This is a genomic window from Spirosoma harenae (assembly GCF_054776975.1).
The window spans coordinates 1-25,906 of record NZ_BAAHBD010000005.1 but is presented as its reverse complement, the minus strand read 5'-3'; the positions used below and the strand labels follow the sequence as shown (position 1 = coordinate 25,906).

26 protein-coding genes are annotated in these 25,906 nt (G+C 48.6%); 18 read left to right on the top strand and 8 right to left on the bottom strand.

The window, feature by feature from the left end; translation table 11 throughout:
* Nucleotides 1–40 precede the first annotated feature (40 nt).
* The 3 genes from ACYVE4_RS03295 to ACYVE4_RS03285 all read left to right on the top strand — a co-directional run bounded on the left by ACYVE4_RS03295 (nucleotide 41) and on the right by ACYVE4_RS03285 (nucleotide 4,456).
* Nucleotides 41–655: a hypothetical protein gene (locus ACYVE4_RS03295; protein ID WP_460995484.1), complete on the top strand. Its 615-nt coding sequence runs from the start codon at nucleotides 41–43 to the stop codon at nucleotides 653–655.
* A gap of 305 nt (nucleotides 656–960) precedes the next feature.
* The gene (locus ACYVE4_RS03290; RefSeq protein WP_460995483.1) at nucleotides 961–1,530 is read left to right on the top strand and encodes a ligand-binding sensor domain-containing protein; all 570 of its coding nucleotides are present in this window, start codon (nucleotides 961–963) and stop codon (nucleotides 1,528–1,530) included.
* Between the two features lie 46 nt (nucleotides 1,531–1,576).
* Nucleotides 1,577–4,456 (top strand): sensor histidine kinase, encoded by a 2,880-nt coding sequence (locus ACYVE4_RS03285; protein ID WP_460995482.1) that lies wholly within the window; start codon nucleotides 1,577–1,579, stop codon nucleotides 4,454–4,456.
* 149 nt (nucleotides 4,457–4,605) lie between these two features.
* Here ACYVE4_RS03285 and ACYVE4_RS03280 read toward each other — a convergent pair whose 3' ends face one another.
* The gene (locus tag ACYVE4_RS03280) at nucleotides 4,606–5,361 is read right to left on the bottom strand and encodes an alpha/beta hydrolase (RefSeq protein ID WP_460995481.1); all 756 of its coding nucleotides are present in this window, start codon (nucleotides 5,359–5,361) and stop codon (nucleotides 4,606–4,608) included.
* Nucleotides 5,362–5,591: 230 nt separating this feature from the next.
* Between ACYVE4_RS03280 and nhaA the strand changes: the two genes are divergently transcribed.
* The 4 genes from nhaA to ACYVE4_RS03260 all read left to right on the top strand — a co-directional run bounded on the left by nhaA (nucleotide 5,592) and on the right by ACYVE4_RS03260 (nucleotide 9,359).
* Nucleotides 5,592–6,653 carry a Na+/H+ antiporter NhaA gene (gene nhaA, locus ACYVE4_RS03275; protein ID WP_460995480.1) on the top strand — a complete coding sequence of 354 codons (1,062 nt, stop codon included), beginning with the start codon at nucleotides 5,592–5,594 and terminating at the stop codon, nucleotides 6,651–6,653.
* Nucleotides 6,610–6,768, top strand: a complete 159-nt coding sequence (locus tag ACYVE4_RS03270; RefSeq protein ID WP_460995570.1) for a Na+/H+ antiporter NhaA — start codon at nucleotides 6,610–6,612, stop codon at nucleotides 6,766–6,768. The genes nhaA and ACYVE4_RS03270 overlap by 44 nt, the downstream gene beginning before the upstream one ends.
* Nucleotides 6,769–6,888: 120 nt before the next feature.
* Entirely contained in the window at nucleotides 6,889–9,084 is a 2,196-nt protein-coding gene (locus ACYVE4_RS03265) for a TonB-dependent receptor (protein WP_460995479.1), read from the top strand.
* 80 nt (nucleotides 9,085–9,164) lie between these two features.
* A complete protein-coding gene (locus tag ACYVE4_RS03260; RefSeq protein WP_460995478.1) occupies nucleotides 9,165–9,359 on the top strand; it encodes a hypothetical protein in 195 nt (64 codons plus the stop codon).
* A gap of 2 nt (nucleotides 9,360–9,361) precedes the next feature.
* On the opposite strand, the gene ACYVE4_RS03255 is transcribed toward ACYVE4_RS03260, so the two are convergent.
* Nucleotides 9,362–9,550 (bottom strand): hypothetical protein, encoded by a 189-nt coding sequence (locus ACYVE4_RS03255; RefSeq protein ID WP_460995477.1) that lies wholly within the window; start codon nucleotides 9,548–9,550, stop codon nucleotides 9,362–9,364.
* A 242-nt stretch (nucleotides 9,551–9,792) separates the two neighbouring features.
* Between ACYVE4_RS03255 and ACYVE4_RS03250 the strand changes: the two genes are divergently transcribed.
* The 3 genes from ACYVE4_RS03250 (at nucleotide 9,793) to ACYVE4_RS03240 (ending at nucleotide 12,421) form a co-directional block, all read left to right on the top strand.
* On the top strand, nucleotides 9,793–10,269 hold the full coding sequence (locus ACYVE4_RS03250; protein ID WP_460995476.1) for a hypothetical protein: 477 nt from the start codon (nucleotides 9,793–9,795) through the stop codon (nucleotides 10,267–10,269).
* 330 nt (nucleotides 10,270–10,599) lie between these two features.
* The gene (locus tag ACYVE4_RS03245) at nucleotides 10,600–11,175 is read left to right on the top strand and encodes an antibiotic biosynthesis monooxygenase (protein ID WP_460995475.1); all 576 of its coding nucleotides are present in this window, start codon (nucleotides 10,600–10,602) and stop codon (nucleotides 11,173–11,175) included.
* Nucleotides 11,176–11,383: 208 nt separating this feature from the next.
* Nucleotides 11,384–12,421, top strand: coding sequence for an alpha/beta fold hydrolase (locus ACYVE4_RS03240; RefSeq protein WP_460995474.1), 1,038 nt, complete (start codon nucleotides 11,384–11,386; stop codon nucleotides 12,419–12,421).
* A gap of 166 nt (nucleotides 12,422–12,587) precedes the next feature.
* On the opposite strand, the gene ACYVE4_RS03235 is transcribed toward ACYVE4_RS03240, so the two are convergent.
* The 3 genes from ACYVE4_RS03235 to ACYVE4_RS03225 are packed head-to-tail and all read right to left on the bottom strand — an operon-like array spanning nucleotide 12,588 to nucleotide 16,467.
* Nucleotides 12,588–15,047, bottom strand: coding sequence for an outer membrane beta-barrel protein (locus ACYVE4_RS03235; protein WP_460995473.1), 2,460 nt, complete (start codon nucleotides 15,045–15,047; stop codon nucleotides 12,588–12,590).
* Between the two features lie 21 nt (nucleotides 15,048–15,068).
* Entirely contained in the window at nucleotides 15,069–15,854 is a 786-nt protein-coding gene (locus ACYVE4_RS03230) for a hypothetical protein (RefSeq protein WP_460995472.1), read from the bottom strand.
* A 58-nt stretch (nucleotides 15,855–15,912) separates the two neighbouring features.
* Nucleotides 15,913–16,467, bottom strand: a complete 555-nt coding sequence (locus ACYVE4_RS03225; protein ID WP_460995471.1) for a nuclear transport factor 2 family protein — start codon at nucleotides 16,465–16,467, stop codon at nucleotides 15,913–15,915.
* 291 nt (nucleotides 16,468–16,758) lie between these two features.
* Between ACYVE4_RS03225 and ACYVE4_RS03220 the strand changes: the two genes are divergently transcribed.
* The 3 genes from ACYVE4_RS03220 to ACYVE4_RS03210 all read left to right on the top strand — a co-directional run bounded on the left by ACYVE4_RS03220 (nucleotide 16,759) and on the right by ACYVE4_RS03210 (nucleotide 20,727).
* Nucleotides 16,759–18,567 (top strand): histidine kinase, encoded by a 1,809-nt coding sequence (locus ACYVE4_RS03220; RefSeq protein WP_460995470.1) that lies wholly within the window; start codon nucleotides 16,759–16,761, stop codon nucleotides 18,565–18,567.
* A gap of 3 nt (nucleotides 18,568–18,570) precedes the next feature.
* A complete protein-coding gene (locus ACYVE4_RS03215) occupies nucleotides 18,571–19,446 on the top strand; it encodes a LytR/AlgR family response regulator transcription factor (RefSeq protein ID WP_460995469.1) in 876 nt (291 codons plus the stop codon).
* Between the two features lie 543 nt (nucleotides 19,447–19,989).
* Complete coding sequence (locus ACYVE4_RS03210; RefSeq protein WP_460995468.1) at nucleotides 19,990–20,727, top strand: hypothetical protein; 738 nt, start codon at nucleotides 19,990–19,992, stop codon at nucleotides 20,725–20,727.
* Nucleotides 20,728–22,162: 1,435 nt separating this feature from the next.
* On the opposite strand, the gene ACYVE4_RS03205 is transcribed toward ACYVE4_RS03210, so the two are convergent.
* The gene (locus ACYVE4_RS03205; RefSeq protein WP_460995467.1) at nucleotides 22,163–22,375 is read right to left on the bottom strand and encodes a hypothetical protein; all 213 of its coding nucleotides are present in this window, start codon (nucleotides 22,373–22,375) and stop codon (nucleotides 22,163–22,165) included.
* Between the two features lie 40 nt (nucleotides 22,376–22,415).
* Nucleotides 22,416–22,649 carry a hypothetical protein gene (locus ACYVE4_RS03200; RefSeq protein ID WP_460995466.1) on the bottom strand — a complete coding sequence of 78 codons (234 nt, stop codon included), beginning with the start codon at nucleotides 22,647–22,649 and terminating at the stop codon, nucleotides 22,416–22,418.
* A 646-nt stretch (nucleotides 22,650–23,295) separates the two neighbouring features.
* On the opposite strand from ACYVE4_RS03200, the gene ACYVE4_RS03195 reads away from it, so the two are divergent.
* The 5 genes from ACYVE4_RS03195 (at nucleotide 23,296) to ACYVE4_RS03175 (ending at nucleotide 25,286) form a co-directional block, all read left to right on the top strand.
* Entirely contained in the window at nucleotides 23,296–23,505 is a 210-nt protein-coding gene (locus ACYVE4_RS03195; protein ID WP_460995465.1) for a hypothetical protein, read from the top strand.
* A 162-nt stretch (nucleotides 23,506–23,667) separates the two neighbouring features.
* Entirely contained in the window at nucleotides 23,668–24,039 is a 372-nt protein-coding gene (locus tag ACYVE4_RS03190) for a hypothetical protein (protein ID WP_460995464.1), read from the top strand.
* Between the two features lie 61 nt (nucleotides 24,040–24,100).
* Nucleotides 24,101–24,340 carry a hypothetical protein gene (locus ACYVE4_RS03185; protein ID WP_460995463.1) on the top strand — a complete coding sequence of 80 codons (240 nt, stop codon included), beginning with the start codon at nucleotides 24,101–24,103 and terminating at the stop codon, nucleotides 24,338–24,340.
* A 152-nt stretch (nucleotides 24,341–24,492) separates the two neighbouring features.
* Nucleotides 24,493–24,708 (top strand): hypothetical protein, encoded by a 216-nt coding sequence (locus ACYVE4_RS03180; protein ID WP_460995462.1) that lies wholly within the window; start codon nucleotides 24,493–24,495, stop codon nucleotides 24,706–24,708.
* 365 nt (nucleotides 24,709–25,073) lie between these two features.
* The gene (locus ACYVE4_RS03175; protein ID WP_460995461.1) at nucleotides 25,074–25,286 is read left to right on the top strand and encodes a hypothetical protein; all 213 of its coding nucleotides are present in this window, start codon (nucleotides 25,074–25,076) and stop codon (nucleotides 25,284–25,286) included.
* Between the two features lie 114 nt (nucleotides 25,287–25,400).
* Here ACYVE4_RS03175 and ACYVE4_RS03170 read toward each other — a convergent pair whose 3' ends face one another.
* Entirely contained in the window at nucleotides 25,401–25,544 is a 144-nt protein-coding gene (locus tag ACYVE4_RS03170) for a hypothetical protein (protein ID WP_460995460.1), read from the bottom strand.
* Between the last annotated feature and the right edge of the window lie 362 nt (nucleotides 25,545–25,906).

The window sequence follows — 25,906 nt, the reverse complement described above, 5'->3', positions numbered from 1 at the left end:
CCCTACTTCCCTCACGACAAAGTTTAACTGACCAACTGCCATGCTGCTAGAACTATCCGATACACTACTGGGCGCAATCATTTTAGTAATTGCCCTACCACTGCTGTACCTGCTGGCACGGCTAGCGACCAAGGTCGCCGATGCTAACTCGGCTCGTTTGCTGGCCCCCTTGGCCACACCCATTGAGGGTAAACTAGAGCAGGGCCTGATTCGGGGCCGCTACCGTGGTCACCAAGTAATGGTCACCTTTTTCCCCGACCAATCAGTAGGTACAGGCGAGAGCGCAACTCGCATCAATGCCTTCATCATCGAGATCCTTCATGTGGTGGGCCAGCAGGACTGGCACCTGCAATTTTATGTAACGGGCTGGCTGGGGCAAGGCCCCAAAGAATTGATGATTCATGCCCAGGATCAAGCCCTGGGTGAGCGGCTACGCCAATCGGATGTTTTACAGGCCGTCCGTGGGGTAAGTGCCCAGACTGACAGTTACGTCACGGTACAGTATGAGGCCCGAACGCAGCGGTTGACCTACACGGATGATGTCTCCCCCCAGAAGGTCCCTTCCCTACAACACTACGCCAAACAGTTAGACTTACTAGACCATCTAGTAAGGGTTAATGCCCTAGTAAACCCGATCAGCCAAGCCATTGGGTAATCCTACAGGTCGTGAGGCAATCATAGGTATGCATCGCATGCGCAGGTTACTGATTGACTAGTGTTTTCCCGATGAGTATCAATAGTAGGTTTACAAATAGTAATATAAGCTACAAGGTCTCACATATGAGCCTTTTTTGAGAATGAGTAACGGATTACGACACAATCGTTTACCTACTAAAGTGATGACCCAAATGGTATAGCTTTTGTCTCAAATGACATAGCCTCGCCAAGCATCGATTACCTATCTTAGCCGGGCAAATACGCGGCTACTGACTAGCTATCCGCTTGCTACATACCACCCCCATGAGTCGACTTCGTTTATCCTTCCTCGTTCTGATATGTCTGACAAGGCTGCCCAACGGGCTGGCCCAGAAAACATCCGTTCCCCCCAGCGAATTTCCGACTCGCATTCGTTTCGAGCACCTGACGGTGGCCGATGGCCTGCCTGAAAATTCGGTCACCTGTATGATTCAGGACCATATGGGATTTATCTGGATAGGCACTCAGGGTGGCCTGGCCCGGTATGATGGCACGCAAATTATTGATTTTCAAGAAGACAGTAAAAATAAATACTCCTTTAAAGGCAGCAATGTCCAATCCATCTACGAAGACCCCAACGGCGACATTTGGATCGGTTGTGAGCGGCTGATCCGGTTTGAACGGGCTACCGGGCGATTTATCGAGTATCCCCAGAAAGCACCCGAAGGCAAGCGAAGCGCCAACTTCGTCGCCTTGATCCATCAAGACCAGCGGGGCCATATCTGGACGATCACCGGTAATTATGGCGACAATGCCTTCTTGCTGGATCGTTTGAATCCTAAAACAGCAACCTGGACCTATTTTCGCCATAACCCGGCCAAATCAGAAGCGTAATGAGCCGGATGGACTAAAATCCGGAGGGGAAATCATCTCGTTTCTGGTGGATCGAACCAACGTAGTCTGGGCGGGAAAGGCTGAAGATGGCGTCTACAAACAGAGCCGGGCGGTTAAATTTTCGTCGATCAATGGTGAACCGGAGTCGGCTCAACAGGCTCCCTCTAGCTCGGTACCAAGCTCGTTCGTTTTCCGAATGTACGAGGCTCCCTCCGAGCCGGGTGTTCTCTGGTTGGGTACTGACGGCGGAGTAGAGCGGCTGGATCGAAAAACAGGGCGCCGAACGACGTATGGCCACCAAGATCGGAACAACCAGTCGATCAGTAATGGCTATGTCTTTGGGATGGCTGAGGATAAGCAGGGCCGGTTCTGGGTAGGAACCCAGGGAGGGGGCCTAAACCTATTCGATAGGAAGCGCGGGACGTTTACCCACTTGATGCACGATCCGGCCAATGCCAATAGCCTGATGAATGATCATATTCGAGCGGTTTTCCCGGCTTCGGACGGTACGCTTTGGATCGGCACCTTTCAGGGACTGGATCATTATGACCCAATCCATCAGACGTTTACTCACTTTTACCAGGCCGACTCCCTCTATACGCCTGAACTCTACGCCCGCATCCAATCGCTGACGACCGCCCGCAAACCCGTGGCGGCTATCCGGCAACCAGGTACGAACGTAAACCAGACGGTGGCGTTCCGCTTAACCCAGCCGAGCGATTTGCTGCTGGTGGTTGGTGGGGAATGGACCGCTGATACAAAGCTCGATTATGGCTGGTTGGAAGACGAACAGGGCAAGCGTATCTGGACCACTACCGACAAGCAGAGCGCGGTCGATGGCCCAGTGGAGCAAGTCCGCAATCAGATAGCCGTTATTCACCTGAAAGCAGGCAACTATCGGCTGCGATATCGATCCAATGACACCTACGCTTACGGTCAGTGGGAAGTAGCTCCTCCCTATCACCCCCAGTTGTGGGGCATCCAATGCATTGCCCTTTCAGCGGCCGAAGGTCAAGCTATGGCCCAATTAGCCCGTAAACGGCGGTTCACTGGTTTACACAGCACGTATGTGTTATCGCTGGCAGAAGATGCTCAGAAACGTATCTGGATTGGCACGTCGCTAAGCGGTGGTATCCAGGTGCTAGACCCCATTACGGGCAAATTAACCACCATCCTGACCGAGGCAAACGGCCTTTCCAGTGTCCAGTGTCTGTTAGCCGATACCCGACCGGGCTGTTTTTGGGTGGGTGATTTTACGGCTGGCCTTTGGCTGGTCAATGACAAGGGGCGGATTCTGAAACACTTTACCCGCGCGAACGGCCTGCCAAGTAATACCGTGATTAGTGTACATCGCGACAAACAAGGTATACTATGGATTGGAACGGGCAACGGGTTGGTGCGGCTAGATCCCAAAACGGATCAAATTCGCCACTTTAACCAGCGCAACGGGTTACAGGGTTTATTCACGCCCAGCTGGGTCTCCAGCACTGGTGAAGTCTATGCGGGCAGTGATCGGGATGTCGTTGCGTTCTTCCCCGAGCAGGTTCAGGACGACCCCATACCACCACCCGTCGTCCTGACCGATCTACTCATTAATGGTCGACCCGCTACGCTTGGTCCTGGCGGCCAATTACCCAGTCATATCTCGGTCACGAACGAAATTATCCTATCTCATGACCAGCGTGATCTTACCTTCCAGTTTGCCGCGCTGAGTTATAACCGGGGTGGCGAATCGGAATATGCGTTTAAATTATGCCCAATTGATACGGCCTGGGTGCCTTTAGGCGCCACCCGGCAAGCCCGCTTTCTGGATTTACAGCCCGGCACCTATACCTTTCAGCTCAAAGCGGCCAATGCGGATGGGGTCTGGAACGAAACCGGAACGAGCCTCCAGGTGACCATCCGTTCCCCCTGGTGGCAAACCTGGTGGGCGTATATATTGTACGCGTTGATTGTCGCGGGCCTACTTCGTGCGTATATATCCTATCGGTCAAGAACCTTACGTCGGGAAAATCAGCTCTTGGAAGAAAGGATTGCCCAGCGTACGGCCGAAGTTCATCAACAGAAGGAGGAGATCGAAACGCAGCGCGACTATCTGGAAGAAACCCTCAACGACTTGAAGGCTACCCAGACCCAACTTATTCAGAAAGAGAAACTGGCCAGCCTGGGCGAACTGACAGCGGGTATCGCCCACGAGATTCAGAATCCCTTGAATTTCGTCAACAACTTCTCCGAAGTGAGTGCTGAGCTAGTTGACGAATTAAAAGACGAACTGGATCGGGGGGATACTCAGGAAGCCAAAGCTATCGCCAATGACCTGACACAAAATCTGCAAAAGATTCATCACCACGGTAGCCGGGCCAGTAGCATCGTTAAGGGGATGCTCGAACATTCCCGTTCTGAGTCGGGTGAACGAAGGCCTACCAATCTGAATGCCTTAGCGGATGAATACCTCAAGATTGCCTATCACGGCCTGAGAGCAAAGGACAAATCCTTTACCTGTGAGTTAGTCACCCATTTTGACCCGACTTTGAAACCCGTGGCAGTAGCCCCTCAAGAGATTGGACGGGTTTTATTGAACCTCTATAACAATGCCTTCTATGCCGTTTCAGAGCGAGCTAAACAAACTCCTGATCCCGACTACAAGCCAACCGTTGAGGTTCGTACGCGTCGGCTAGCTGATGGGGTTATCATTCAAGTGAAGGATAACGGTACGGGCATTCCGGAATCGGTGAAGGCCAAGATTTTCCAGCCCTTTTTTACCACCAAGCCCACGGGAGAGGGAACCGGATTAGGCTTATCACTAAGTTATGATATTATCACTAAAGGACATGGCGGCATGCTTCGAGTGGAGAGCCAAGCGGGTGAAGGAGCTACGTTTGCCATTGAATTACCACAACGAGAAAAGTCTGATTCCCATGCATAACCTCATCTCCTGCAACGCTCGAATTATCGATACACAAATCTCTCAATTTCAGGCTGAGGCCTTTTATAGGAATACTATTTATATATTCCTGTCCATTTCAGTACCGAGCATGCTGCCAGGCCTGTCTGAAACGATGCGGTCGTGTTAGTTCACTTAATAAAGTCGGATATCGCTTTATTAATTTCCTGTTTTTGACTTAGAGTTGCCCCGTCCCACATATCATTATGAATCGTGGCTGGCAGTTGAACAATTCGTATACCGAATTGCTGCTGCTCTTCAGGGGTGGACAGCACCCCTTTGTCAGCGACCTGATCACTTGAACGGATCGATAGGATGCGAGGCCGCCGCACTCGCGGTGGCGGCATCCGTCGATTATCCAGCGAAATTACCTGATTTACTAAACTTGGATATTGCTGAGCAAACAACATCGTCATGTCCCCGCCATTTGAGTGACCGATCAATAACACGTGGTCCGCATCCAGATTCGGTTTCAGTTTTTGGAGTACTTTAATAACAAAGAGAATATTGTCCGAACCTCGTTGCCAATTTGGCATTCGAACTTCATAAGGGTTGCCACTCATTGGTAAGGGTTCGTCGGTTGGTAGTTCATGTTGAATACTGGCGACCAAATAGCCATGGATAACTAAATTCTGAGCGATGAACGAATAGGCTTTATTGCTGCCCCCGTATCCATGACTGAGTACGGCTAGCTTTAAGGGGTCAGTTGACGATTGAGGCATGTATAAAGCCACGGGAATAAGTCGGTTACGGACTTTATCCATCAGCTTGAGCGAATCAGTTTTGATTCTGACCTGGGTAGAATCATATCGATTATTGGTGTTAGCCGCCCATGTTGACGAGCTGATCAAGGCGGTAAAAAGCACAAGTATGAAATACCGGATCATCGAGGTTAAATGGATTGCCTACTATCAGTCAAAGTAAATGCTTATAGGCTAACTACTTGTGCATGATCCGTCAATGTATTGTATCAAATGCTAGGAATGAGAATATGGAAATTTCTTTCTGTATCACTTAGAAGCGTTTGAGGAGAATTTTCTAAGCTTATTCTAAGGATGCCTTTTGCTCAATTATGATCCTTTATTCCGAACTTTGACCAGTACTGCTACAAATCTCAATGCAATATCAATACCTAGGAAGCATCAAGAACTTTCTCAAATCGCCGACGTTTCCGGGTATCCTTTTATTAGTTTGTGTCATCACTTCCTTACTGCTGGCTAATTCCGCTGCGGCAGAAGGCTTTGACTGGCTGTTAAACAAAGAGATCGGATTTGACTCATACTTCCTGCACTTGCGCCACTCGGTTTTACTATGGATCAATGACGGGCTAATGGCTGTCTTCTTTCTGCTAGTTGGTCTGGAAATCAAACGAGAAGCGCTTTACGGCGAATTAGCCTCGATCAAAAAAGCCGCGCTTCCCATTTTTGCCGCTTTGGGAGGGGTCATCGTTCCGGCCCTGGTTTACGCACTCATCAATCAAGGAACACCGACCGCTAAAGGGTGGGGCATCCCAATGGCGACCGATGTGGCCTTTGCTCTAGCAATCATTGTGATGCTGGGCAACAGGATTCCGATGTCCTTGAAAATCTTTTTATCAGCGCTGGCTATTGTCGATGACCTATCAGCCATTATTGTGATCGCTGTTTTTTATTCGACCAGTTTACACATCCTATACTTGTTATATGCGAGTGGGATTGTGTTGCTACTGTTCGCTCTAAATCGGGGCGGCATTAGAAACCTATTCTTCTATCTCATTCCTGGCCTCGTGTTGTGGTATTGCATTCATCATTCTGGTATCCACGCCACTATTGCAGGCGTGCTGACGGCGCTCATGATCCCAGCTAATCAGATCAACGGGCGCTCACCTCTTGAGGAACTGGAGCATGCACTCGCTCGGCCGGTAAATTTTGTAATCATGCCCCTCTTCGCACTAGTAAACACGAACATTCGGTTTGAAGATGGCATGGTAGAGGGCCTAACAACGCCCCTAGGGCTTGGTATTTTGCTGGGCCTGTTGGTAGGTAAGCCGCTCGGCATTTCTTTATTCTCGTTTATATCGGTAAAGCTGGGTATATCCACGCTGCCTTCTGGGGCGGAATGGAAGCATATCATTGGGATTGGAATTTTAGGGGGGCATCGGGTTTACCATTTCGATTTTTGTCGCCAACCTATCTTTTGAGGAGTTAGCGTTACTTTCTCGAAGTAAGTTTGCCATTCTTCTGGGCTCAGTCCTAGCTGGCGCAATTGGCTATGTTACGCTGCGTAGTTTTTCCCGTTCACATATAGTCTCGTGAAACGCCCGAATTACAGATACGCTAATCTCTCGTCGTCCCAAAAATGAGCCTTTTGATAGAATAGGCAACGAAATAGCGTTCTAGCCAAGCTTGGTTAGCCAAAAGCTTTATTTTTACCGCGTGAGACTGCGCTGGCGATACTGGCTACTTCCTTTTCTGATGATGGCTACATCCGCAGCCGGACAATCCATCCTCCGTGCCCGCATTGTCGATGCGCAATCGCTGTCTCCATTACCAGGGGCTACCCTTCAACTAACGGCGCTTAATTTGGAAGCCGCAGCGGATGCCAATGGCTTAGTTACTTTAGCCAACATTCCGGCGGGTTCGTATGAGGTGATCGCTCGATTCATTGGCTATAAATCCAGCCAAAGCCAATACCGCTTTCCTCTTTCGACAACGGATACACTTCAATTCGCTTTATCCCCTACTGGCGAAGAGCTGGCTGAAATTACGGTTTCCGCCACGCGCAGCAGTCGCACGATTAGTGATATTCCCACCCGAGTAGAGGTCATTTCAGCCGGGGAACTAGACGAAAAAGCCAGCATGCAGCCTAGCAATATCCGCATGACCTTATCGGAGAGCACCGGCATTCAAACCCAGCAAACCTCGCCTACGTCGGCTAATACCACCATTCGGATTCAGGGGCTGGATGGACGCTATACGCAATTGCTTCAGGATGGCTTTCCGCTCTATTCCGGCTTTGCCAGCGGATTAAGCATTTTGCAAATTCCCCCCTTGAATTTAAAGCGGGTCGAAGTGGTCAAAGGTTCTTCATCAACTTTGTATGGGGGCGGAGCGATTGCCGGACTAATTAACCTGGTCACCAAAGAGCCCACCGCTGAGAGAGAGTTATCTTTTCTGGCCAACATCAACCAAACGGGCGCGCTCGATCTGAGCGGCTTTTACAGCCAGCAGTTTGGCAAAACAGGACTGACCCTCTACGTGGCTCGTAACAGCCAGGCCGCCTATGATGTCAATAAAGACGGCTTTTCGGATATTCCCCACTACACCCGCTACACGATCAACCCCAAATGGTTTTGGTATGTCCATCCATCGACTACGATCAGTTTAGGCATCAATAGCACGTTTGAAGATCGCCTGGGCGGGGATATGCAGGTGATTGGCAGGAGGACTGACAACATGCACCAGTATGTGGAAGGCAACAACACAGCCCGGCTTTCCACCCAATTCCGTTTCGATAAGACCTACGCCAATAAGGACGTACTCACCCTTAAAAATAGCGTCGGGTATTTTACTCGTGATCTAACGCGACCGACGTATCAGTTTGGTGGGCATCAACTGGCCACGTATTCGGAGCTGACCTACAGCCGCCCCAATCCAGTTTTTGAATGGGTATTAGGCGCGAATCTATGGACGGACCAGTTTCGTCAAAACAACGCTCCGTCAATCCCCTTAGATTACTCGCTCAACACGGTAGGGGCATTTGCCCAGAGCAACTGGAAACCATCGGCCAAATTGGTCCTAGAAACGGGGCTGCGGCTAGATTACATCAACCGGGGAACCGCCTTTTTGCTCCCTCGGGTATCGGCTCTCTATAAGCTCTCACCCTCTTTTTCCATTCGTGCCGGGGGAGGCATGGGGTATAAAGCACCCACTATCTTTACCGAAGAAGCCGAAGAACAAGCCTTTCAGGCGATTCGTCCGATTGACTTAGCCACTACGCAAAATGAAACCTCGCTGGGTGGTAATCTGGACTTTACCTATCGAACCCAGCTTTCCGACGAGATCAATCTGTCGATCAATCATCTGTTTTTTTATACGCGGTTGAAGCACGCCTTGTTACTGGAGGATAGGCCTGCCTCAGATGGCTATTATCAATTCTACAGCGCAGCAGGAAGATTGGTTTCCAGGGGCATGGAAACCAACGTAAAGCTGTCGTATGACGATCTGTCGGTTTATCTGGGTTACACCTTCATTGATGCCAAAACCGATTATAGCCCCCTGGCCAGCATGCCCGAAATTCGGCAAAATCCGTTCACATCCCGAAATCGGCTTTACACGACGGTTCTTTATGAAATCGAAGAGAAACTGCGGATCGGGTACGAGTTATTTTACGTGGGCCATCAAACCATTCGGGATGGCAGCCGAAAGCCCTCGTATTGGATGATGGGCATTTCAGCCGAACGGCGTTGGAAGCAATTCAGTTTGTTTGTCAACTTTGAAAACTTCCTGGACGTGCGTCAAAGTCGTTTCGAGCCGATGTACACGGGTACGATTCAGAACCCGCGCTTTGTGGATATCTGGGCACCAACGGATGGGTTTATCTACAATGGCGGTTTCAAGCTCACCCTATAGGCTTGGTACATGGCCAATGAATCAGTATCTTTATAGAGAGTGATCTTCATATGATAGTTGGAAGAGCACTTCTTCTATCAATGAACAAGCAGAACGAACTGCCCCGGCAATCTACGGCTAACTACCAAGATCGAATTAGCTACTATCGGTGGCAAGCTGAGCAAATCAACCGAAGACAGCACCAACTCCAGCAGATAAAAGCCAATCTCCTGCACCGCATGGATGTCCTGGAGACCAAGCTAAAAGCCCTCCAGCATGCATCCAAAAGACGCTAACGCTATCTGGCTAGTAAATCCTTCAGCCGATCAATCAACCGGGCCTGCTGGTCGATCAGGGCCTCTAACCGATGGGACAGACGTTCATTGCTGGTTTGGAGCGTGGTGATTTTAGCGCTCAATACCCGGCAATTTTGGGTAAACCGCAAGCGAGCTTGGGTATTTTTAAGGAGCATGATTGGCTGATCCATACGACCGGCTGGTTTGGAAGTGACTTGACCGGCAGCATTAACAAGAGGAGACGGAGAAGAAACTCAGTGTGAACTGATTAGCTCAAAGGTGAGCCTATTCATCGAGGAGTCAAACGAGAGTGGTTATTTTTTCTTCAGCCAACCGTAACACGGCACTCATTCATCGTTCCCTGGCCCTTTTGCTTACTGCGGAGAACGTTTGTACCGATTTAGGGTTACATTGCCAGTAGAACTGCCCCGTAATGACGCTAAACATTTGTACCATCACTGCTCAACACCATAGCAAAGAGTTCCACTGTGAGTTCGATGACTTGGAGAAAGCCTATAATTTTATGCTCCATGTCCAACAAGGCGGGGATGTCTTTTTAACCGCTGAGTTGGTTGATCGGCGCGGTCGGTACGGTCTAGCGGTCGAGGAGCTCAATCAAGGTGGCTGGCGGAATCCCGTTCACCAATTGAAACAGCAGTGGGAACACTGTTTGGCTGTCCCCTTGGCCATCCCCCAGTCTCATCAGGGATCGGTAGCGGCCCTGAAAGCGCGGTTGGTGCAGTCGCGTCTGGATTACCGGGCTAATCTGGAAGACACACTCATTCAGATGCTCGAGTTACGGGAAAGTGCTCAATGTTGTTTGAGCGACGGAGCTCGAAAGAGCAAGTTACTGGCGCAGTATGGGCTAACGATTGATCGGCTCGAGCGCTCCTTGGCTGGTTGCTGGTAGTGATTGAGTGCTTCTGACAGCATAGCCCTCTTATGATTTCGTACTTTTCCAGGCAGTAGGAAAGGTAGACAGTGTCCTATTAAACGCCCCTATTATAGTTACTCAAATCTCGATTCGTCTCACTAAGAAGCATTTTCTGAGATTAGACTTGCTACCTTTTACTGGACAGAAAACTAAGCCATCTTTGTCTGGACAAAGATGGCTTAGGTCACTAACCCTAACCCCTAACCCGGTTCATTTAAAATGACTATGCGTGCTTAAACCAATGCGGATGGACCTACCTGCCCCTGGTGTCACCCCAAGGCTTAAGCTACCCCTACCAATCCGATTATGCCCACAAAGACACCGATCGAAATGGACAGCGCTGTTACCACCATTATCTTGCAACACCCTACCAAGCAACACATGCAAGCCTATGAAAACTGGTTAACCGAAATTGTTCCACTAGCCCAGAAAGCAGCCGGGCATCGTGGCGTAACTATAATTCGACCCCATGAGGCTTCCCAGCCATTCACTATTGTGCTTCACTTTGATTCCGAAGCGAATCTACGGGCTTGGCTTGAGTCCGATACTCGCCAGCAATTGATTGAAAAAGTGCGGCCATTGCTGCAGGCGGATGAAACCATTCAACTAAAAACGGGTCTTGAATTTTGGTTCACTCCACCCCAAACCAGGAAATTAGCACCGGCTTATAAACAGTTTCTGATCACGCTGTCGGCCATTTTTCCCCTCAGTATACTGGTTCCCTGGCTACTCGCCCCTATTTTTTCGGCGGTTCCCTTTTTGGCTTTTCCTTTAGTTAAGCCTTTACTAACGAGTGGGATTATTGTAGGTTTAATGACCTTTGTGATTATGCCTCGATATGTCCGACTTGTTGCCAGATGGTTATTCGCTAACCCAAAATGAGCGAATCTTGAGACTGTAAAATCAGAGGGTACAATCTTTTATTAAATGCAATTAAGGGTCTAGGGTAATATTGACTACCATACTTATTCCTGGCCGAACTGGCATCCTCAAAAAGACGCATCGCCATCAAGATTGTTCCTATTGCTCTACCAGCCCGTAACATAGCGGTGATGAAGACCATTTACTAAGTCAATTAATGCAGCTACTAATGCAGCTACAGAAAATTAGCGATATTGAAGAAATAAACCCAAAGCTGGCCTCCTCCAGAAAGGAGCCAAAACACACTCAGCCTCTATCGCCACCTCAAATGAAGTATTATCTACTCATTCTCGTCTTTTGGCAGCCATTCATGCCCACTCAATCATGGGCTCAGAAGACCGATTCACTCGTGCTCGATCAGGCGGTTTTGTACTATCATACCTATGGGACCGGTACGCCAATCGTGGTATTGAGTGGCGGACCAGGCATTAGCGCCCAACAAGAGTCCGATGTAGTGGAGAGCTTGGCTAAGTCGTACCGAGCCATCCTCTTTGAGCAGCGGGGTACGGGGCGCTCCTGGACTAAACCCCTGGATAGCACCACGATCAATATTCACTCCGCCATAAATGACCTGGATTTACTTCGTAAGCGCTTAGGGGTCACTAAACTAAATCTGTATGGCCATTCCTGGGGTGGTATGTTAGCCGCAGCTTATGCAGCTAGCTATCCTAACCGGGTTGGCCTGCTTATCCTGAATGGGTGTGGCGAAATTAACCTGGCTCATTCGCCCATTATTAACGCCAGTGAACAGAAGAGTTACCAACTTTCGGATACCAGTGCGATCAATTATTGGTTAGATTCCCCCACGGCCAAAAAAGACCCTCAACTGGCCACCCGAGAACTAAGACGAATAAGGACCGCTAATTCGGTTTATGATCGATCAAAACTAGCTCGTGTTTTTGCTCAGGTAGAAAAAGGGGTTAGAAATCGAGCCATGGGTTCGCTGATGTGGAGTAGCTTGCGCCGGGAAGGATTTAATCTAGAATTGACGCTGAAAGCCTACAAGGGACCCGCCCTGATTATTTACGGCTGGCAAGATTCTATTGGAGCCACCACGTTTTATTCGCTTAGCCAAGCGCTACCCCAGGCTGAAGTACGGGGTATCAATGAAGCGGGTCATTTCGTCAATGTTGAACAGCCCAACCTATTTTTTAGCGCCGTAAATGAGTTTTTGAAGCGTCATTTACCCAACTCAACGTCGCATTAGAGTAGCCTTTTCTGAGATTGCGATCAATAGTACCTGGCTATAAAAGTTGGCCCTAATCAAGTAAGCTGGTCTAAATGTTTGTGCCTTTCTTAAACAGCTTGTGATCAATAAGACAGTCGTTCGATAACGTATTGAGTTCAGGTGATAGGGTAGAGGATGAAGGCCATTAATTCGCCCGCCGGGTTTCGTCATCTGAGCCGCTACGTCGTTGCCGGACGGCTTTTACTTTCTGATTACCAAACGAATACGTTAGATTAACCAGAAGTACGCGTGTATCCATATAAAAACTGCCATCCGACGAGAATTTTCCGGGCACACTCATTGCGCTCGCAAACCGATTGGAGTGAAAGACGTCCTGAACACTGAGCTTCAACTTCAATACCGGTGACACGGCGCGTTGTAGACCCAAATCCAGCGACCCAAGCCAGGGGGATCGGTCGAGCACTTGGACGGCAGGCGTTTTTATCCAGCCCGTCAATTCAGCCGTCCAGCCCCGGCCTAACGTAAAGGCATTGTTACCATTGATACGCCCCGCTACGTTGCTTACCCGTACCGCCTGCCCTTCATAGTCTACCTGAAACTGGTTGTAGTAGCCCAGCAGGGTGGTCTGGAGCTGCCAGCCTTTCATAAGGGTTAGGGGCCAGCCTGCCGTAAGCATATACCCCTGTGCGTTACCGGCATTCTGCCAGATGATGTACGACGCATTGCCCCCTGTGCCGTACACAATCGGGTTAACCAGATCGATGGTGAAATTGGCACCTGCCGAAACGAATAGCCCGCTTTTGAGTCCGTAGCGCAACTCGACCGCCGAGGTATACTGGGGTTTGAGAAAGGCGTTGCCCTTCCGGTACGAATACGGATCGACGAAACTCCGGGCTGGATTCAGGATTTGGTAATTAGGCCGGTCGATGCGGTAGCTGTACGACAGGGAAATCGTTTGGCCCTTTGCCAGTGCGCGGGTTACGAACAGGCTCGGAAACAGATTGAAATACGTGCGTGGCACCACCTGGTTGAGCGTCAGCGACCGACCTTCCGACTGGGTGTGCTCGGCCCGCAGCCCCAACTGCACCTCGGTTTTGGGCCCGGTGCCCCGGCCCAGTTTACCCGACAGGCTTGCATAAGCCCCGCCCACTCGCTCGGTGTACTGAAACCGATTCGATAGCAACGGATCGGATTGCACCTGTTCGAGTGGGCCAGTACGCAGCGCCAGGTCGTTATCTGTTTTGACTGATGCCCATTTCAGGCCTGTTTCGAGTTTCCAGCCAATGGGTAGCGTACGGATAAAATCAATTTTTGCGGTGCGAATGTCCACCGTTGTCGGCTGGGTGGTGATCAATACCTGCGCCGGTTTGGCCGGACTTTCGATCGACATTAGCGTTCGTGTCAGGAGACTATTCGTAAAGTCACTGTTGAATTGGCCGTAATCTACATCGGCGCTCAACTGGCCTTTGGTGCCCTTTTCCCCGAATAGGTGTTGTCCATTCAAATTGATAACCTGATTCTGACTGATGGTTTTCTCTTTTTTATCGGTCTGAATCTGATAGTAGGCCGGTAGGTTATCCTGTCGGCGAAAACTGGCGTTGGCGGGCAAGTCCGTATCCGAACGATGATCGCTCCAGAAACCTGTCCAGACGGCACCTAGTGTGGTTTGTTTCGTGGGCGAAAAATCAAATCCGGCTTTGGCATTTTGCCCTAGATCGCGCGTGATCTGATACGTCGTGGCAGTAACAATATTACGTCGGCTGGCATCATCGGGTGAGGGATCAGGTTGATTTCGATTAAATGTAAAATCCCAGTAGGTGCCGCTCCGATTCAGGCTATAGGAGCCAAACAGGTTTAGTTTTTGACTCCGGTGATTCAGTTGCAGGCTGCCCCGCTCCCGGTCGTATCGGCCTGACCCACCGGCTAAGGTGAGTGTGCCATTTGTACCCAGATCCGCGTTTTTTCGGAGCCGAATGTTGATAATGCCTGAGTTGCCAGCCGCGTCGTAACGGGCACCGGGGTTGGTGATGAGTTCAATCGTGGCAATATTATCGCTCGACATGGTACGGAGCAGTGCCACTACGTCCTGTGCCGAGAGGTACGTCTGTTTGCCGTCAATTTGCACAATGACGCCGTCTTTACCCCGGAGTTGAAGACGTTCATGCTGGTAGTCGACCGTTACGCCCGGCAATTTTTCGAGTACTTCGAGCGCAGTGCTGCCACTCCCCACAATGCTACCCGCTACGTTGACCACCATGCGGTCGAGTTGCTGTTCAACAAATGGTTTTTTGGCCAGTACCTGAACTTCGGCCAGTTTGCCGGTTATTTCAGGTAACATGAGGGGTGCTACGTCGGTCGGTCGGTTTGTTACCTCCACTACGTTCGAGTGCCTCTTCTGGTAGCCAACAGCAGTAGCCCGTACGATGTAGTGACCGGCTCGGACATTGGTGAAGCTATACAGCCCCTGCTGGTCGCTGGCAGAACCTTTGGCCAGGCTCGAATCGCGGGCATTGAGCAGGGCTACGGTGGCAAAGGGTATAGGACGACCTGCACCATCATGAACGGTCCCGTTTAGGGTTGTCTGAGCCTGAGCCAGTTGGGAAGATATGGGTAGAAGCAATACTAGGCTAATGACTTTCATCATGTGGACAGTCTGGGTTAACTCTTAAGGACAATCACTGAGTGTGTAATTCACGATTAACGGATTCTTACCATCGGAATCGGCCATTGTCATCTCGGTGAGATACTGTTGGGTGTTGGTTTTCAGCGCCGTTATTTTCTGGCTGCCAACAGAAACCAATTTTCCCGTATCATCTATTGAAAAATAGTCTTTTACCGTTCCGATATTCCCCTCAGCCGCCACGAGTGGTTCACCGGTTGGTAGTAAATAAGGAAGGCCCTTACGGATGAGCAATTGTTCCGGCGACTTAACAGTACCAACGGGTTTGGTCACTACTTTGAACAAGGCATTCCCCTGTTCATCCACTACAGCCTGTTCGGTCAATATACCATCCGCGTTGTACGCGTAGGTTTGCACGTACTGCACTTTTCCACCTACTTCAACACTATAGCGGGCCAGCCGCCCGGCAGCGTCGTAGCTTAGATTGTTAAGGCCCGTTGGGGAGTTAGGTCCACTAAAATTGACCCGCGTGATACGTCCGTTTGTGTAGGTGTATGTTTCTTCTGAAATGGGATTGCCGTTTGACGTATAACCCGTTTTAGTTAGCTTACCTGCCGTGTCATAGGTGAATGTGCTGAGGATAAGTACCGTCGTGGTGTCATTGAAACTTTCTGTCGACAGAGTAGCCACCCGCCCGTTGCTATCGTAGGTACTATTTTTTACGCTCGGTGAGGTGCTAAGTTTACAGGTATCAGGTGCGGGGTCATTGTTGGTTTTCTGGCACGACAGGCTAATCAGGCCAAGCAAGGTGTAAATAAGGAGCTTTCTCATGGTGTGAATTGAGGGTTGGTAAATGAAAATTGGGGGTATACAGATCGATAATTTGCTATCACTTTTTCTTCGTGGCTAAGGGCAAATGCGTTGGTCCATCAGCATAGAGCGGGAAACCCAGATCATAGAATATCTGATCGTTACCATAGCTGATGTAGGTGCGATCAATTTTGTCGTTAGACAGACGGAACAGCTCGTGGAAGGTCATCCGGATAGGGTTTCCCCGTTGCCGACCATCCTCGGCCGACCAAACGCCCTTGACAAACACCCATTTCCCCTTTCGCTCGCCCGTAGTGACCGTTACCGATTTTAGCTGGTCAATAGTCAGCTTCTGATGGGTAAACAGGTACTGATTTCGTTCGGAACGCTGTAGCAGATTATCGGCCGATACATAATCGTCGTAGTCGGGACCATAGGCCCGAAAATCGTCAGTCATTCGATTGCGGGCGGCATCGTAGTGACCACTAGTAATGTCGTTGAGGAAAGCAGCTACCAGAGCGGTATCGTTATCAGGCGGTGTCGGTTGAGCTTGGGCATTGGACTGGGCCTGGACGAGCGAAAGAGTGAGCCCAAGCAGTAGGGTGCCAGATAGGGAATAAAGTAACTTTTTCATGGGATAATGGAGCTGTTTTTAGGAGTAGCGGGGCATCCCGCCGGTTGACTGATCCAAACGTAGCAGGTATAAACAGGCTCCTCAAGTGAAGTAGGATTAGTGGTGAAGAATTTCGCGTCAGTGGCCGAAATTCTTGAGCGAAGCGTTTAACCGGTGTATGAATCGGTTTACTCGAAAAAAGCAACCACTTACGCGAAATAGGAGGTCATTCGTCCTGGAAGAAGTGGATAATACGGCTGCTTATCAGTACTTTGGCTCATAATTACACCCCTCTATGCTGGCTTACCTTAGATGAAAAACGTTCTGGTTTGTTTACTTCTCTTTGTGCATGCCCACCTACTCTCGGCCCAAACGGATACCAGGGTCATGCAGCATGATAGCTTGATACGCGAATTAGCCAAAGCCAAAAGCGATACAGACCGTGTGCTGATTTATGCGCAATTGACGGCCGTATACACATGGCTGCATAAAAAGGCGGCCATCGAGTATGGGCAGCGGGGATTCGCCCTGGCGAAACGGATCCATTTCGATAGAGGAACGATCCTTTGCGGGCAAAAACTTGGATTCTGTCTGGTCGAATGGGATTACTACAAGGCCATCCCGATACTAATGGAAACCAAACAGCTTTGTGAAAAGCGAAATGACAAGCCTGGACTGTTGATCTCCCTCAACTATTTGGGCTATGCCTACAGCAAATTTGATTTTAAAAAAGCCCTATACTACAATAAGTTAAGCCAGGAATTAATTGGCAAAGAAAACTTGCCCATAGGCCCCAAACCAATCGAAGAAATCCTGGGCGATTTCTACCTTGAATGGGATGTACTAGATTCAGCCTTATTTTATCTGCAAAAAAGCGAACAGATTGCGCTAAAAGAAAAACGCAATCTCAATTATAGGTATGTGTCATTGGGGAGACTCTACTATGAAAAAAAGCAGCCGGACCTGGCCCTGCGCTATTTTCGTCGGTCGATTGCGGCATCAGGGGGCAAACCAAATGGGCAAACCTACCAAGGTATTGCCAAGATTTTTCGGGACAGAAATCAACTGGATTCGGCCCGATTTTACGCCAAAAAAGCACTGGGCATTCAGTTGGAACGAGAAGAGACCATCTACATCATTCAAACGGCCAGCTTGCTTTTCGACCTGTATAAAACGTCAAACGCAGCTGAAGCGCTTAAATACCACCTCATTGCAACAGCCACTAAAGACAGCCTGAAAACCCAGGAAAAAGTAAGAGAAGCGGAAAAAGCAGCTTACGAAGATCGGGAGCGGGAGGCCGCTACCCAACGGCGGTTAGAAGCGAATGCGCTGGCTTATCAGAATCAACTGCGCCTTTATGCTTTACTAGGTTTATTGGTTGTGGCCTTATTGGCGGCTTTCTTTCTGTACCGCAACAATCGCCAGAATCGCCAGCTGGAAGCGCAACACCTGCGCCAACTCGAAACCGAGTTCGAGCAGAAACTGGCTGATACCGAGATGACGACCCTGCGCGCTCAGATGAATCCACACTTCATTTTCAATTGCCTCAACTCGATCAAACTGTATACCCTCCAGCACAACGCCGACAAAGCGTCTGATTACCTCACCAAGTTTGCCCGACTAATACGTCTGGTGCTGGAAAACTCTCGTTCAGAACGCGTTACGTTGCAAAATGAACTGGAAGCCCTGCAACTTTACATCGAACTGGAAGCCATGCGTTTCAAACAGAAAGTACAGTTTCTGATTCAGGTATCGCCCGAAATCGATCAGCAGTTTGTGCAGATTCCGCCCTTATTGTTGCAGCCTTATGTGGAAAACGCCATCTGGCATGGATTGATGCACAAGCCCGAGGGAGGTTCCGTGCAGGTGGAGGTGCAACAGGCAGGAGACCATTTACTACATGTCGAAATCACCGATGACGGCGTTGGCAGGGAGCGGGCCAAGGTACTAAAAAGCAAGTCAGCAGGAATGCATAAGTCGTTTGGGATGCAGGTAACCGCCGATCGCATTCGGATGATCAACCAGCTTTACAATACCCACACCCAGGCGCAGGTGTTTGACTTAGTGGCCCCCGATGGCGACCCCCTAGGCACGAAAGTCGTGCTGGACATACCAATTTAAAGAGTGAAAGAGCGTATTGCCAACGCCAACCGGAATGCCGGACCACACTCATTCACTCTTTCGCTCATTCACTCTTTAAGCATGCTACGTACCGTTATCATCGACGACGAACCCGACAATGTGGAGTTGCTGGCAATGCAATTGGCGCGTCACTGTCCACAGATTGAGATCGTTGGGCAATTTACCGAAAGCCCGAAGGCATTAATGGCGATACGTTCGCTTCAGCCTGCGCTGGTATTCCTGGACATTGAGATGCCGATGTTAAACGGGTTTCAAATGCTGGAACAGTTAGGCGAGATTTCCTTTCAGGTCATCTTCGTAACGGCTTACAATCAGTATGCAGTACAGGCCTTTCGATTTGCTGCTTTAGATTATCTACTGAAACCCGTCGATACCATCGATTTAGTCAAATCCGTTGGTCGAGCTGAGCAGGCCATCCAACGTAGTACGTCATCTTGGCCGATACCGGCTCATATCCTGACGGAACAACTGGAATTGTTAAGAACGTATTACCCGACAACTGGCGAATCGGGAGCCGTTCACGCTGCTACGTCCTCCCGACTCGCCCTTCCGCACGCAAATGGCCTGGCTTTTGTCGACACTAACCAAATCCTATACGCCGAATCCGACAGCAACTACACCCATTTTGTGCTGAATACTGGCGAGAAGTATTTGGTTTCCAAAACATTGGGCGATGTTCAGGAACTGCTCGAAAGCCGCAATTTCCTACGTGTTCACCGGCAATATATCGTTAACCTCAGCCACATAAAACGACTGGTCAAAGGAGAAGGTACGTATCTGGTATTGAGCGATGGCAGCAACATTCCCGTATCGCGTCAACAAAAAGACCGACTTCTGGAGCGTTTTGGCTGGGTGTAGGGGCTAGTATGCAAATTGAGTGTTCATGACGAGGCATGCCAAGGCAGGCAAGTTGTGGTCGATTTATTTTCTAATTCAACGACGAATAATGGGTCTACTCCCCTTTTTTATGATCTCACCAATCGCCCCCACCTGAGACGGAGGATACATAGGTCTACGTCTAAAATGGCCAGCTAGTTCGGTGGGCCAACTTAATAAGCAACTGTACTGGGTTGAACAATACCAATAAAGGTTTGATAGTCTCGATTTGACCTGACTCTTTCAGTGTCTTTTTAAATGCCCGAATTAATGAGCAGCTACATGAATACTTCGTCGTCTAAGATGGGAGCCTATTCATAAACGCTCCTTCGTCTCAAGGGGGAGCCTATCTTGAGATTTAGCCGATGATTAATTCCTTGGTATTGGCTAGCTTCGTTTTGTTAGTAACCACCGGAAGTACCAAACCCAAATATTGAGCAGTAACTACACACCCTACGATCTTTAATCTGTACGGTTTTATACCTATCTTACTTGAAAAAGCCTTCCCATAGACTGCTACCTAAGTTGAAAGAGCCTAGCCCAGACCACGTCAAGTCAACTACCCGCAAACCGACTCTGCTCTATCCCAATGCCCCCTGGTATTTTGGGCTAGCCGTGCTCATCACCTGGCTGGGCTTTTCCCGCTCTTATTTTTCCCGGCTCATGCAGACTGACCTCTACCACCATCTGCATGGAGCATCCGCTGGATTATGGATGGTACTACTAATCTTACAACCTATTTTGTATCGGCGTGGACAATTAGCCTGGCATCGAAAACTGGGTTGGATCGGCACGATTGTGCTGGTGCCTGCCCTGCTGATTGGCGGACTCAAGATGATGCAGCTGATGATCGAGGCCGCCGATGCATACCCACCCGGTGCAGTTTATCAGCTGTCCTTTATTGATGCTGCCTCGTTGATCTTATTTAGCTTGTTTCTAGGCTTAAGCTTATGGCATGGACGCCGATTGGCCCTCCATGCCCGCTATATGGTTTGTACCGTCCTCATCATCCTGCCGCCCGCCATTACACGCCTGTTATTTTTCATTCCCTGGTTCGATAGTTTCGCTAAAACGCTCAATGGCAGCTTCTTCGCCATTGAAGCGGTATTGGTGCTGTTGCTGCTTGACGATAGGCGAATGGGTAGGTTACAGCCCGCTTATCCGTTGGCCTTGGGGCTGTTTCTGCTTTTGCATTTAACGATGAACTTGGCGGGTCAGTGGTTGTGGTGGCACAGCCTGATGGATCGCTTCGCCGGGATATAACTAGGTTGATCGAGGCAGATCTCAACTCTCTCCTCGTCTCAGTTGGGAGCGTTTAGGGAGACGATTCTTTTCATGAGAATATCAAGTGGCCAGCAGCGACTGACCGTCGCTACCGCAGTCCAGTCAGTTGCATACGGATCGTAAAGCCACCCATCGGTCTCTAATTTATCCTTGGCTATAATTCGAGTAAGCGATGTCGGGTAGTTCTGGGGAAAAGGTGCGACTCGTTCATCCTAAATGAGTGTGAAACTCAGGGACGGATGAACGAGTCGCACCTTTTCCCCAGAACTACCCATATGTGAGTTTGTACTTCCCCGGTTTTGAAAAACTCTCTGATCGGCCCAATACTTACTACAAGGTAAAAATTAATTAAATCGTTTTCCATTGCTCCGTGTTATATCCCTGAACACTTCGAACATTGTTCTCTAAGGAAAGAACAATAAGAATGGTAAGAATTTGCCTTCGTGGTCACTAAGGTTCTAGACGCACCCAAAGTTTCCCAATACCAGAAAAACGAATCCTGTATTAGGTCTCTGGATCTGTCGTCTTAACCAAAAAATGATCAACCTCTGAGCCGGGCAAACATTTACTGGTCTTGGCATCAGGCTAGTCAACATAAAAGCTGACGAGCAGCGCCATCAAGCGGTAGCTGACTTTGGCGCCCAGATCTGATCCGTACGAGATGAATGGGTGGAGATTTACCTCCACGACTTAAAACTAACTCTGGTGTGAAAATGGCCAACGGTTGGTCAACCGTCCCCGTATTGATGCCCCTTACCGCCAACAGTTTCAACAGAAGCAATTATATATGCATAGCACCAAAACAGTTGAGCAGATCGACCACCAAATCGATAAGTACGGTCAGTTACAAGTTGGCTTTGAACGAATGTTACTCAGTATCACTATGCATGGAGAAGAGCCCTCTGAAACGGATATAATCCTTGTCGAAATAGCAAATGAGAATATAACCAGTTGCCTTGATAATATTAAGCAACTCAAGTTATTACGTGAGAGATTGGTATAGAATAGACAGAAAGAAACACTGGAACAACTCTACAGGTAAACGATTAGGATAGAGCAGAGTAAACCCCAAACAAAACCCGGCCAAATGACGAGTCGGGGATGTAAGAACTAATCGTGTGATATGTAGTATAACATGCCGCTGGCTTACTTGTTTGAATAATGCGTACCATTCACTATTATCAAACTAGGCAAGAAAAACATACTTCGTCCTATGACTGTAACCATCTCTAGCATCCTCATCGCTTCCAGCATATAGCTAATTTAATGACATATGCCAATGTCGCTGCTGGGAAAAGTGATAGGCCGATACGGACACGAAAAGTATGCCGTGAGTTTGGCTGAATACCCAACGAGTGTATACGGTTTTCATAAGAATTGTTCGTCAAAAGTTCGCAGTAGCATCTTGATCGGCTTAATAGTAGCTGGAAGAAATTTCCCCATGAGGACCGATCGTAAATTCATCCTTAAAGACAACGCTGGCAATCGTAACATCTCTGGACTGAGGATACGTTTGCATAAAACGTTGCTTTGCCTCCTCAACACTCATATTGAAATACGCTTTTTTCCAGGGTTTCGGGGAGACAGATCCATCCCCAGCGATGATGACTAGTGTTTTCGATGCCATACCTGATAAATTGATTGTTAGATCCGATTGCAGTCGAGAATTAGCCGATCGCTAAGCCTCGAATATAGTACTCCTGAATCGTTCCTGCTTTGCGCAGATCGACCATCAAGTCTTTTCCCCGCCAGCTAAACGGGTCAACTCCGTTAATCGTAAGCGAATCTTTGGCCAGACTGATCTCAGGGCCACCCCGGATTACGCTCATAATATTGATCAGCACTTTAGGGGTCATTACCCCATCTTCCACTGTGAAGAGTTCATCAAAATTGATTCGCATGCGATTGGTTCATTAAAGGTGAGACTAAATAGGGTATGCGCTGCCTTCCATACATAAAGTATCAAAAACAGGCAAGACAATGTGACAGTAAGCCCTGCTTAGTAGGGTCTACTCAAGTAGGTGATTGATCCGATCGCCTACTACCAAGTGCCTAATCACGGGAAGAAATACGTATTGCAGCCAGAAGGAAAAGGCTGTTAGCCCACAATGGTTCAAGGAAGCTGAACTAGGGAGTTAACCTAGCCCTTCTTATTCGGGATTACACTGGGGAAGTTGACCAGTAAACCAGGCAGTTGACTGCCGAAAAACTAGCACGCGGCTAGGGTATTACCCAGTGAACACGGCTAGAAGAAAAATGATTACCAACTCTTAGAAGTTTTTCCTTCGATTTAAATGGAGTCACCTGGTGCAACCGGCCCTAAGGTCGGATGGGCCATTGGCAGTAAATCAAATCTTTTTCATTAGTCGTTGAACAATTACACCCCAAAGGTGCTTATAGACTTGTACTTCACTCGTATTAGGTAGCGGCCTAATCCAGACTCGTAGCCATCGTTCCATTAATTGACTACGAGCCTTCACTAGTCTTCTTTCGATTCTGAAATCATTGCTTTTTGATTGTCAAGCTGTGGCAGCCACAGGTTGGTATATGCCCATACTCATGCCATTTTACGTACGTTTTTTTGCCTATGATGACGCTCAGCAGCAAACCTACCATTACCTACTAGCCGATACCCAGACTAGTTCGATGCAAAGCTTTACCAAGGGTCAATCAGTCCTGTTGATCGAGCAAACAGAAGGAAGTGTGGCGAAAACCTATGTGATTGCCAATCACCCTACAAGAAGAAAACATCCATGATTTTCAACAGATACGGTGCAGGACATAGACATCTATGTCCTGAGCGAGAAAGATTGGCAAGAAAGCCGTTCCCGTTTTGAGCAATCATCTACCCCCTGGTATGGGCCAACTTTATAACCCTAAACTGGAGTAACTACGCTTCAGACTAATTTGACTAAACGTATGAAGCAGTTACTAGACTGGGCCGTCGAGGCATTAACCACCCGCCAGCCTTTACGAAAAAATCAGGTACTTGGTGAACTAAACCATGTGGGCCACCAGTCACTAGAGCTCTTGTTCTTAGATAGCGACAGGCCAGAGCTGGGCGCGGTCGAACTCCTACAGATTCAAGTGAGTCCGGCTACCCACCTGCCCAACCTGAACCAGCCAAGCATTACCTGTCGGCTCAACAAATTAATGGAATTAACTCGTTGTGGCCATCAGCCTCACGATCCGGCTATAGTGTTGGTTTTTCCGTCAACCCAGGAAGTCATTCGATGGCTTCAGACCAATGAATACTTTTCTCCTACTGTCTCAATAGAAGGAGCTGGGTGAGTTGACGGGCCCAACTCATTTAATTAACTCACTTATTACCGATACCTAATCGGTTAAACCTATGGAAACAATCGTATGCTTGGCGTTTGGAATTGGCGCTTTCTGGCTTATTCTTCAGCAGGCCCGTAATCGCCATACACGAGGGCAAGCCTTGCAGCAGGCTTACCGAAGGGCCATAGCCAGTGGGGACAGAAATCAAGCCCTCACCTGTGGTCGGACTTTTTATGATTTTGGGCAAAACGGAAAACTAACCCTCAATGATGAGCTATTGATTAAAAAAGACTTGTGTGGCATGGCGTAAACCATCGACTCACGGCTTGGTCTTATTCTGCCAACAGACTCGCTCATGGATTGGCTACTAAGCCAGCAAGAAAATAGTACTGCCAAACGGTATTGACCTTGTCTGTAGCTAACTGCCAGTTGAGTATGCATCTATTTTTACCTTCTATTATCATGACTCGAATCTTTCTTTGCCAGCTTTTGGCACCAGGCTTGTCTGTTGACCAGGCTCCGATTGCCCACCAATCGAATACATTTTACAACATGCTGATTGGCATCCTACTCCTGTTAATTGGTTATTTTAGTTATAAAAACCACTCGGATAGGGCTCAGCAGCAGGCGAAAGTAGTTGATGGCAGCAAACTTGAGACTAAAACGGGTATTGACTGAAGTACCGACCGCCTGGTATGCCTGAAGCAGCCAATATCTAGTGATCATAGGCTAGCAACAGCTAAAAACGAAATATGCCGATCGCTCCTGGGATGTCAACTCAAAAAGTAGTCGTTGAAGTAGTCAGGTATTGGAGCATTGAAGTTAACCTGCATTGAAAGCAATCTTAAGATCGGTGAAACAGCTAGACGCTTAGGAAATCATTGCGAATTCCCGATTGCATAGATACGGCCTGCACACGTTAACTACCGCAAGGTTTACCAACGAATAAACCCAATTTTGGATTCAATGCTAAAAGTGGGTTTTTAGAACAATCTATTTTCTAGTTCAGCCGCTAGAAATCCCAACCATAACTTCCCCAAACCATGACGATTATCTTTAACTACCTTTTCATCCAGACCAATACAGGGTTTGTTTGTCGGGTACCGGTACGCATTTTAGCTGGCCCTGTAGTGGGTAAAGGAATAAGCCCAAAGATCGGCGACACTGGAGGTATTGACCTACAGGACTGGATTGGAACAAATCGGAATGTGACCATAGAATCGGGTATTCATACGATTTGGGGCGTAGTCAATTAATGCCGCCTAGATGCCAGCCCGCTACAGCGGTTGGCTGTACCCGGTAAATTGGTGTAAGAAGGAGAGTAAGGGTAGCGACTCCGTTTGCAGTACTCTTTCCTGCAAGCTTAATTTTTACTTTTTTTCATTGTTGATGTCGTTAATCATCCGGATGAGTTTGGCTTGCGTCTCAGCGTCAACGCGATCAATAAACCCTTCGGCTACTCTAAATACGTACAATTCCAGTATCTTTTCGAACTTCAGTTTGGTGTATACCATTTGGATATTTCAGTACTGGTTAGTTTGTAGCCCTCTAAGGTACACGAATTAAACCGCGAATCCCGCTTGTACATTTGTAGACTTACAAACTGAATCCTTTTGAACAGGTGAATGTATGGCATTCATCATACCCTCTGAGTAAGACAGGCTTCATTCTTAGCCCGGTGTGAGTGAAGCGATACGCCTAGTTATCCTGATAATGTAGGGACATTACGCCTACATTATCGCTACAGAAATATATTTTCCAGTGTATAAAAGGGTGTACCGAAATGGGATAGAATTTACTATTTCCCCGGTTAATTCCCTGTTCTGAGGGAAAGGGCTTACTCATCAAGGGCGCTCATTATTTCGTTGAACTCCTC

What these genes read in the sequence shown, in the direction of transcription:
- ACYVE4_RS03195 (WP_460995465.1), top strand. Translation starts at nt 23,296, where the DNA reads ATGCCCATACTCATGCCATTTTACGTACGTTTTTTTGCCTATGATGAC.
- ACYVE4_RS03170 (WP_460995460.1), bottom strand. Translation starts at nt 25,544, where the DNA reads ATGGTATACACCAAACTGAAGTTCGAAAAGATACTGGAATTGTACGTA.
- ACYVE4_RS03175 (WP_460995461.1), top strand. Translation starts at nt 25,074, where the DNA reads ATGACGATTATCTTTAACTACCTTTTCATCCAGACCAATACAGGGTTT.
- ACYVE4_RS03200 (WP_460995466.1), bottom strand. Translation starts at nt 22,649, where the DNA reads ATGCGAATCAATTTTGATGAACTCTTCACAGTGGAAGATGGGGTAATG.
- ACYVE4_RS03240 (WP_460995474.1), top strand. Translation starts at nt 11,384, where the DNA reads ATGCAGCTACAGAAAATTAGCGATATTGAAGAAATAAACCCAAAGCTG.
- ACYVE4_RS03295 (WP_460995484.1), top strand. Translation starts at nt 41, where the DNA reads ATGCTGCTAGAACTATCCGATACACTACTGGGCGCAATCATTTTAGTA.
- ACYVE4_RS03220 (WP_460995470.1), top strand. Translation starts at nt 16,759, where the DNA reads ATGAAAAACGTTCTGGTTTGTTTACTTCTCTTTGTGCATGCCCACCTA.
- ACYVE4_RS03235 (WP_460995473.1), bottom strand. Translation starts at nt 15,047, where the DNA reads ATGATGAAAGTCATTAGCCTAGTATTGCTTCTACCCATATCTTCCCAA.
- ACYVE4_RS03230 (WP_460995472.1), bottom strand. Translation starts at nt 15,854, where the DNA reads ATGAGAAAGCTCCTTATTTACACCTTGCTTGGCCTGATTAGCCTGTCG.
- ACYVE4_RS03260 (WP_460995478.1), top strand. Translation starts at nt 9,165, where the DNA reads ATGAACAAGCAGAACGAACTGCCCCGGCAATCTACGGCTAACTACCAA.
- ACYVE4_RS03225 (WP_460995471.1), bottom strand. Translation starts at nt 16,467, where the DNA reads ATGAAAAAGTTACTTTATTCCCTATCTGGCACCCTACTGCTTGGGCTC.
- ACYVE4_RS03180 (WP_460995462.1), top strand. Translation starts at nt 24,493, where the DNA reads ATGACTCGAATCTTTCTTTGCCAGCTTTTGGCACCAGGCTTGTCTGTT.
- ACYVE4_RS03190 (WP_460995464.1), top strand. Translation starts at nt 23,668, where the DNA reads ATGAAGCAGTTACTAGACTGGGCCGTCGAGGCATTAACCACCCGCCAG.
- ACYVE4_RS03290 (WP_460995483.1), top strand. Translation starts at nt 961, where the DNA reads ATGAGTCGACTTCGTTTATCCTTCCTCGTTCTGATATGTCTGACAAGG.
- ACYVE4_RS03255 (WP_460995477.1), bottom strand. Translation starts at nt 9,550, where the DNA reads ATGGATCAGCCAATCATGCTCCTTAAAAATACCCAAGCTCGCTTGCGG.
- ACYVE4_RS03245 (WP_460995475.1), top strand. Translation starts at nt 10,600, where the DNA reads ATGCCCACAAAGACACCGATCGAAATGGACAGCGCTGTTACCACCATT.
- ACYVE4_RS03250 (WP_460995476.1), top strand. Translation starts at nt 9,793, where the DNA reads ATGACGCTAAACATTTGTACCATCACTGCTCAACACCATAGCAAAGAG.
- ACYVE4_RS03205 (WP_460995467.1), bottom strand. Translation starts at nt 22,375, where the DNA reads ATGGCATCGAAAACACTAGTCATCATCGCTGGGGATGGATCTGTCTCC.
- ACYVE4_RS03280 (WP_460995481.1), bottom strand. Translation starts at nt 5,361, where the DNA reads ATGATCCGGTATTTCATACTTGTGCTTTTTACCGCCTTGATCAGCTCG.
- nhaA (WP_460995480.1), top strand. Translation starts at nt 5,592, where the DNA reads ATGCAATATCAATACCTAGGAAGCATCAAGAACTTTCTCAAATCGCCG.
- ACYVE4_RS03185 (WP_460995463.1), top strand. Translation starts at nt 24,101, where the DNA reads ATGGAAACAATCGTATGCTTGGCGTTTGGAATTGGCGCTTTCTGGCTT.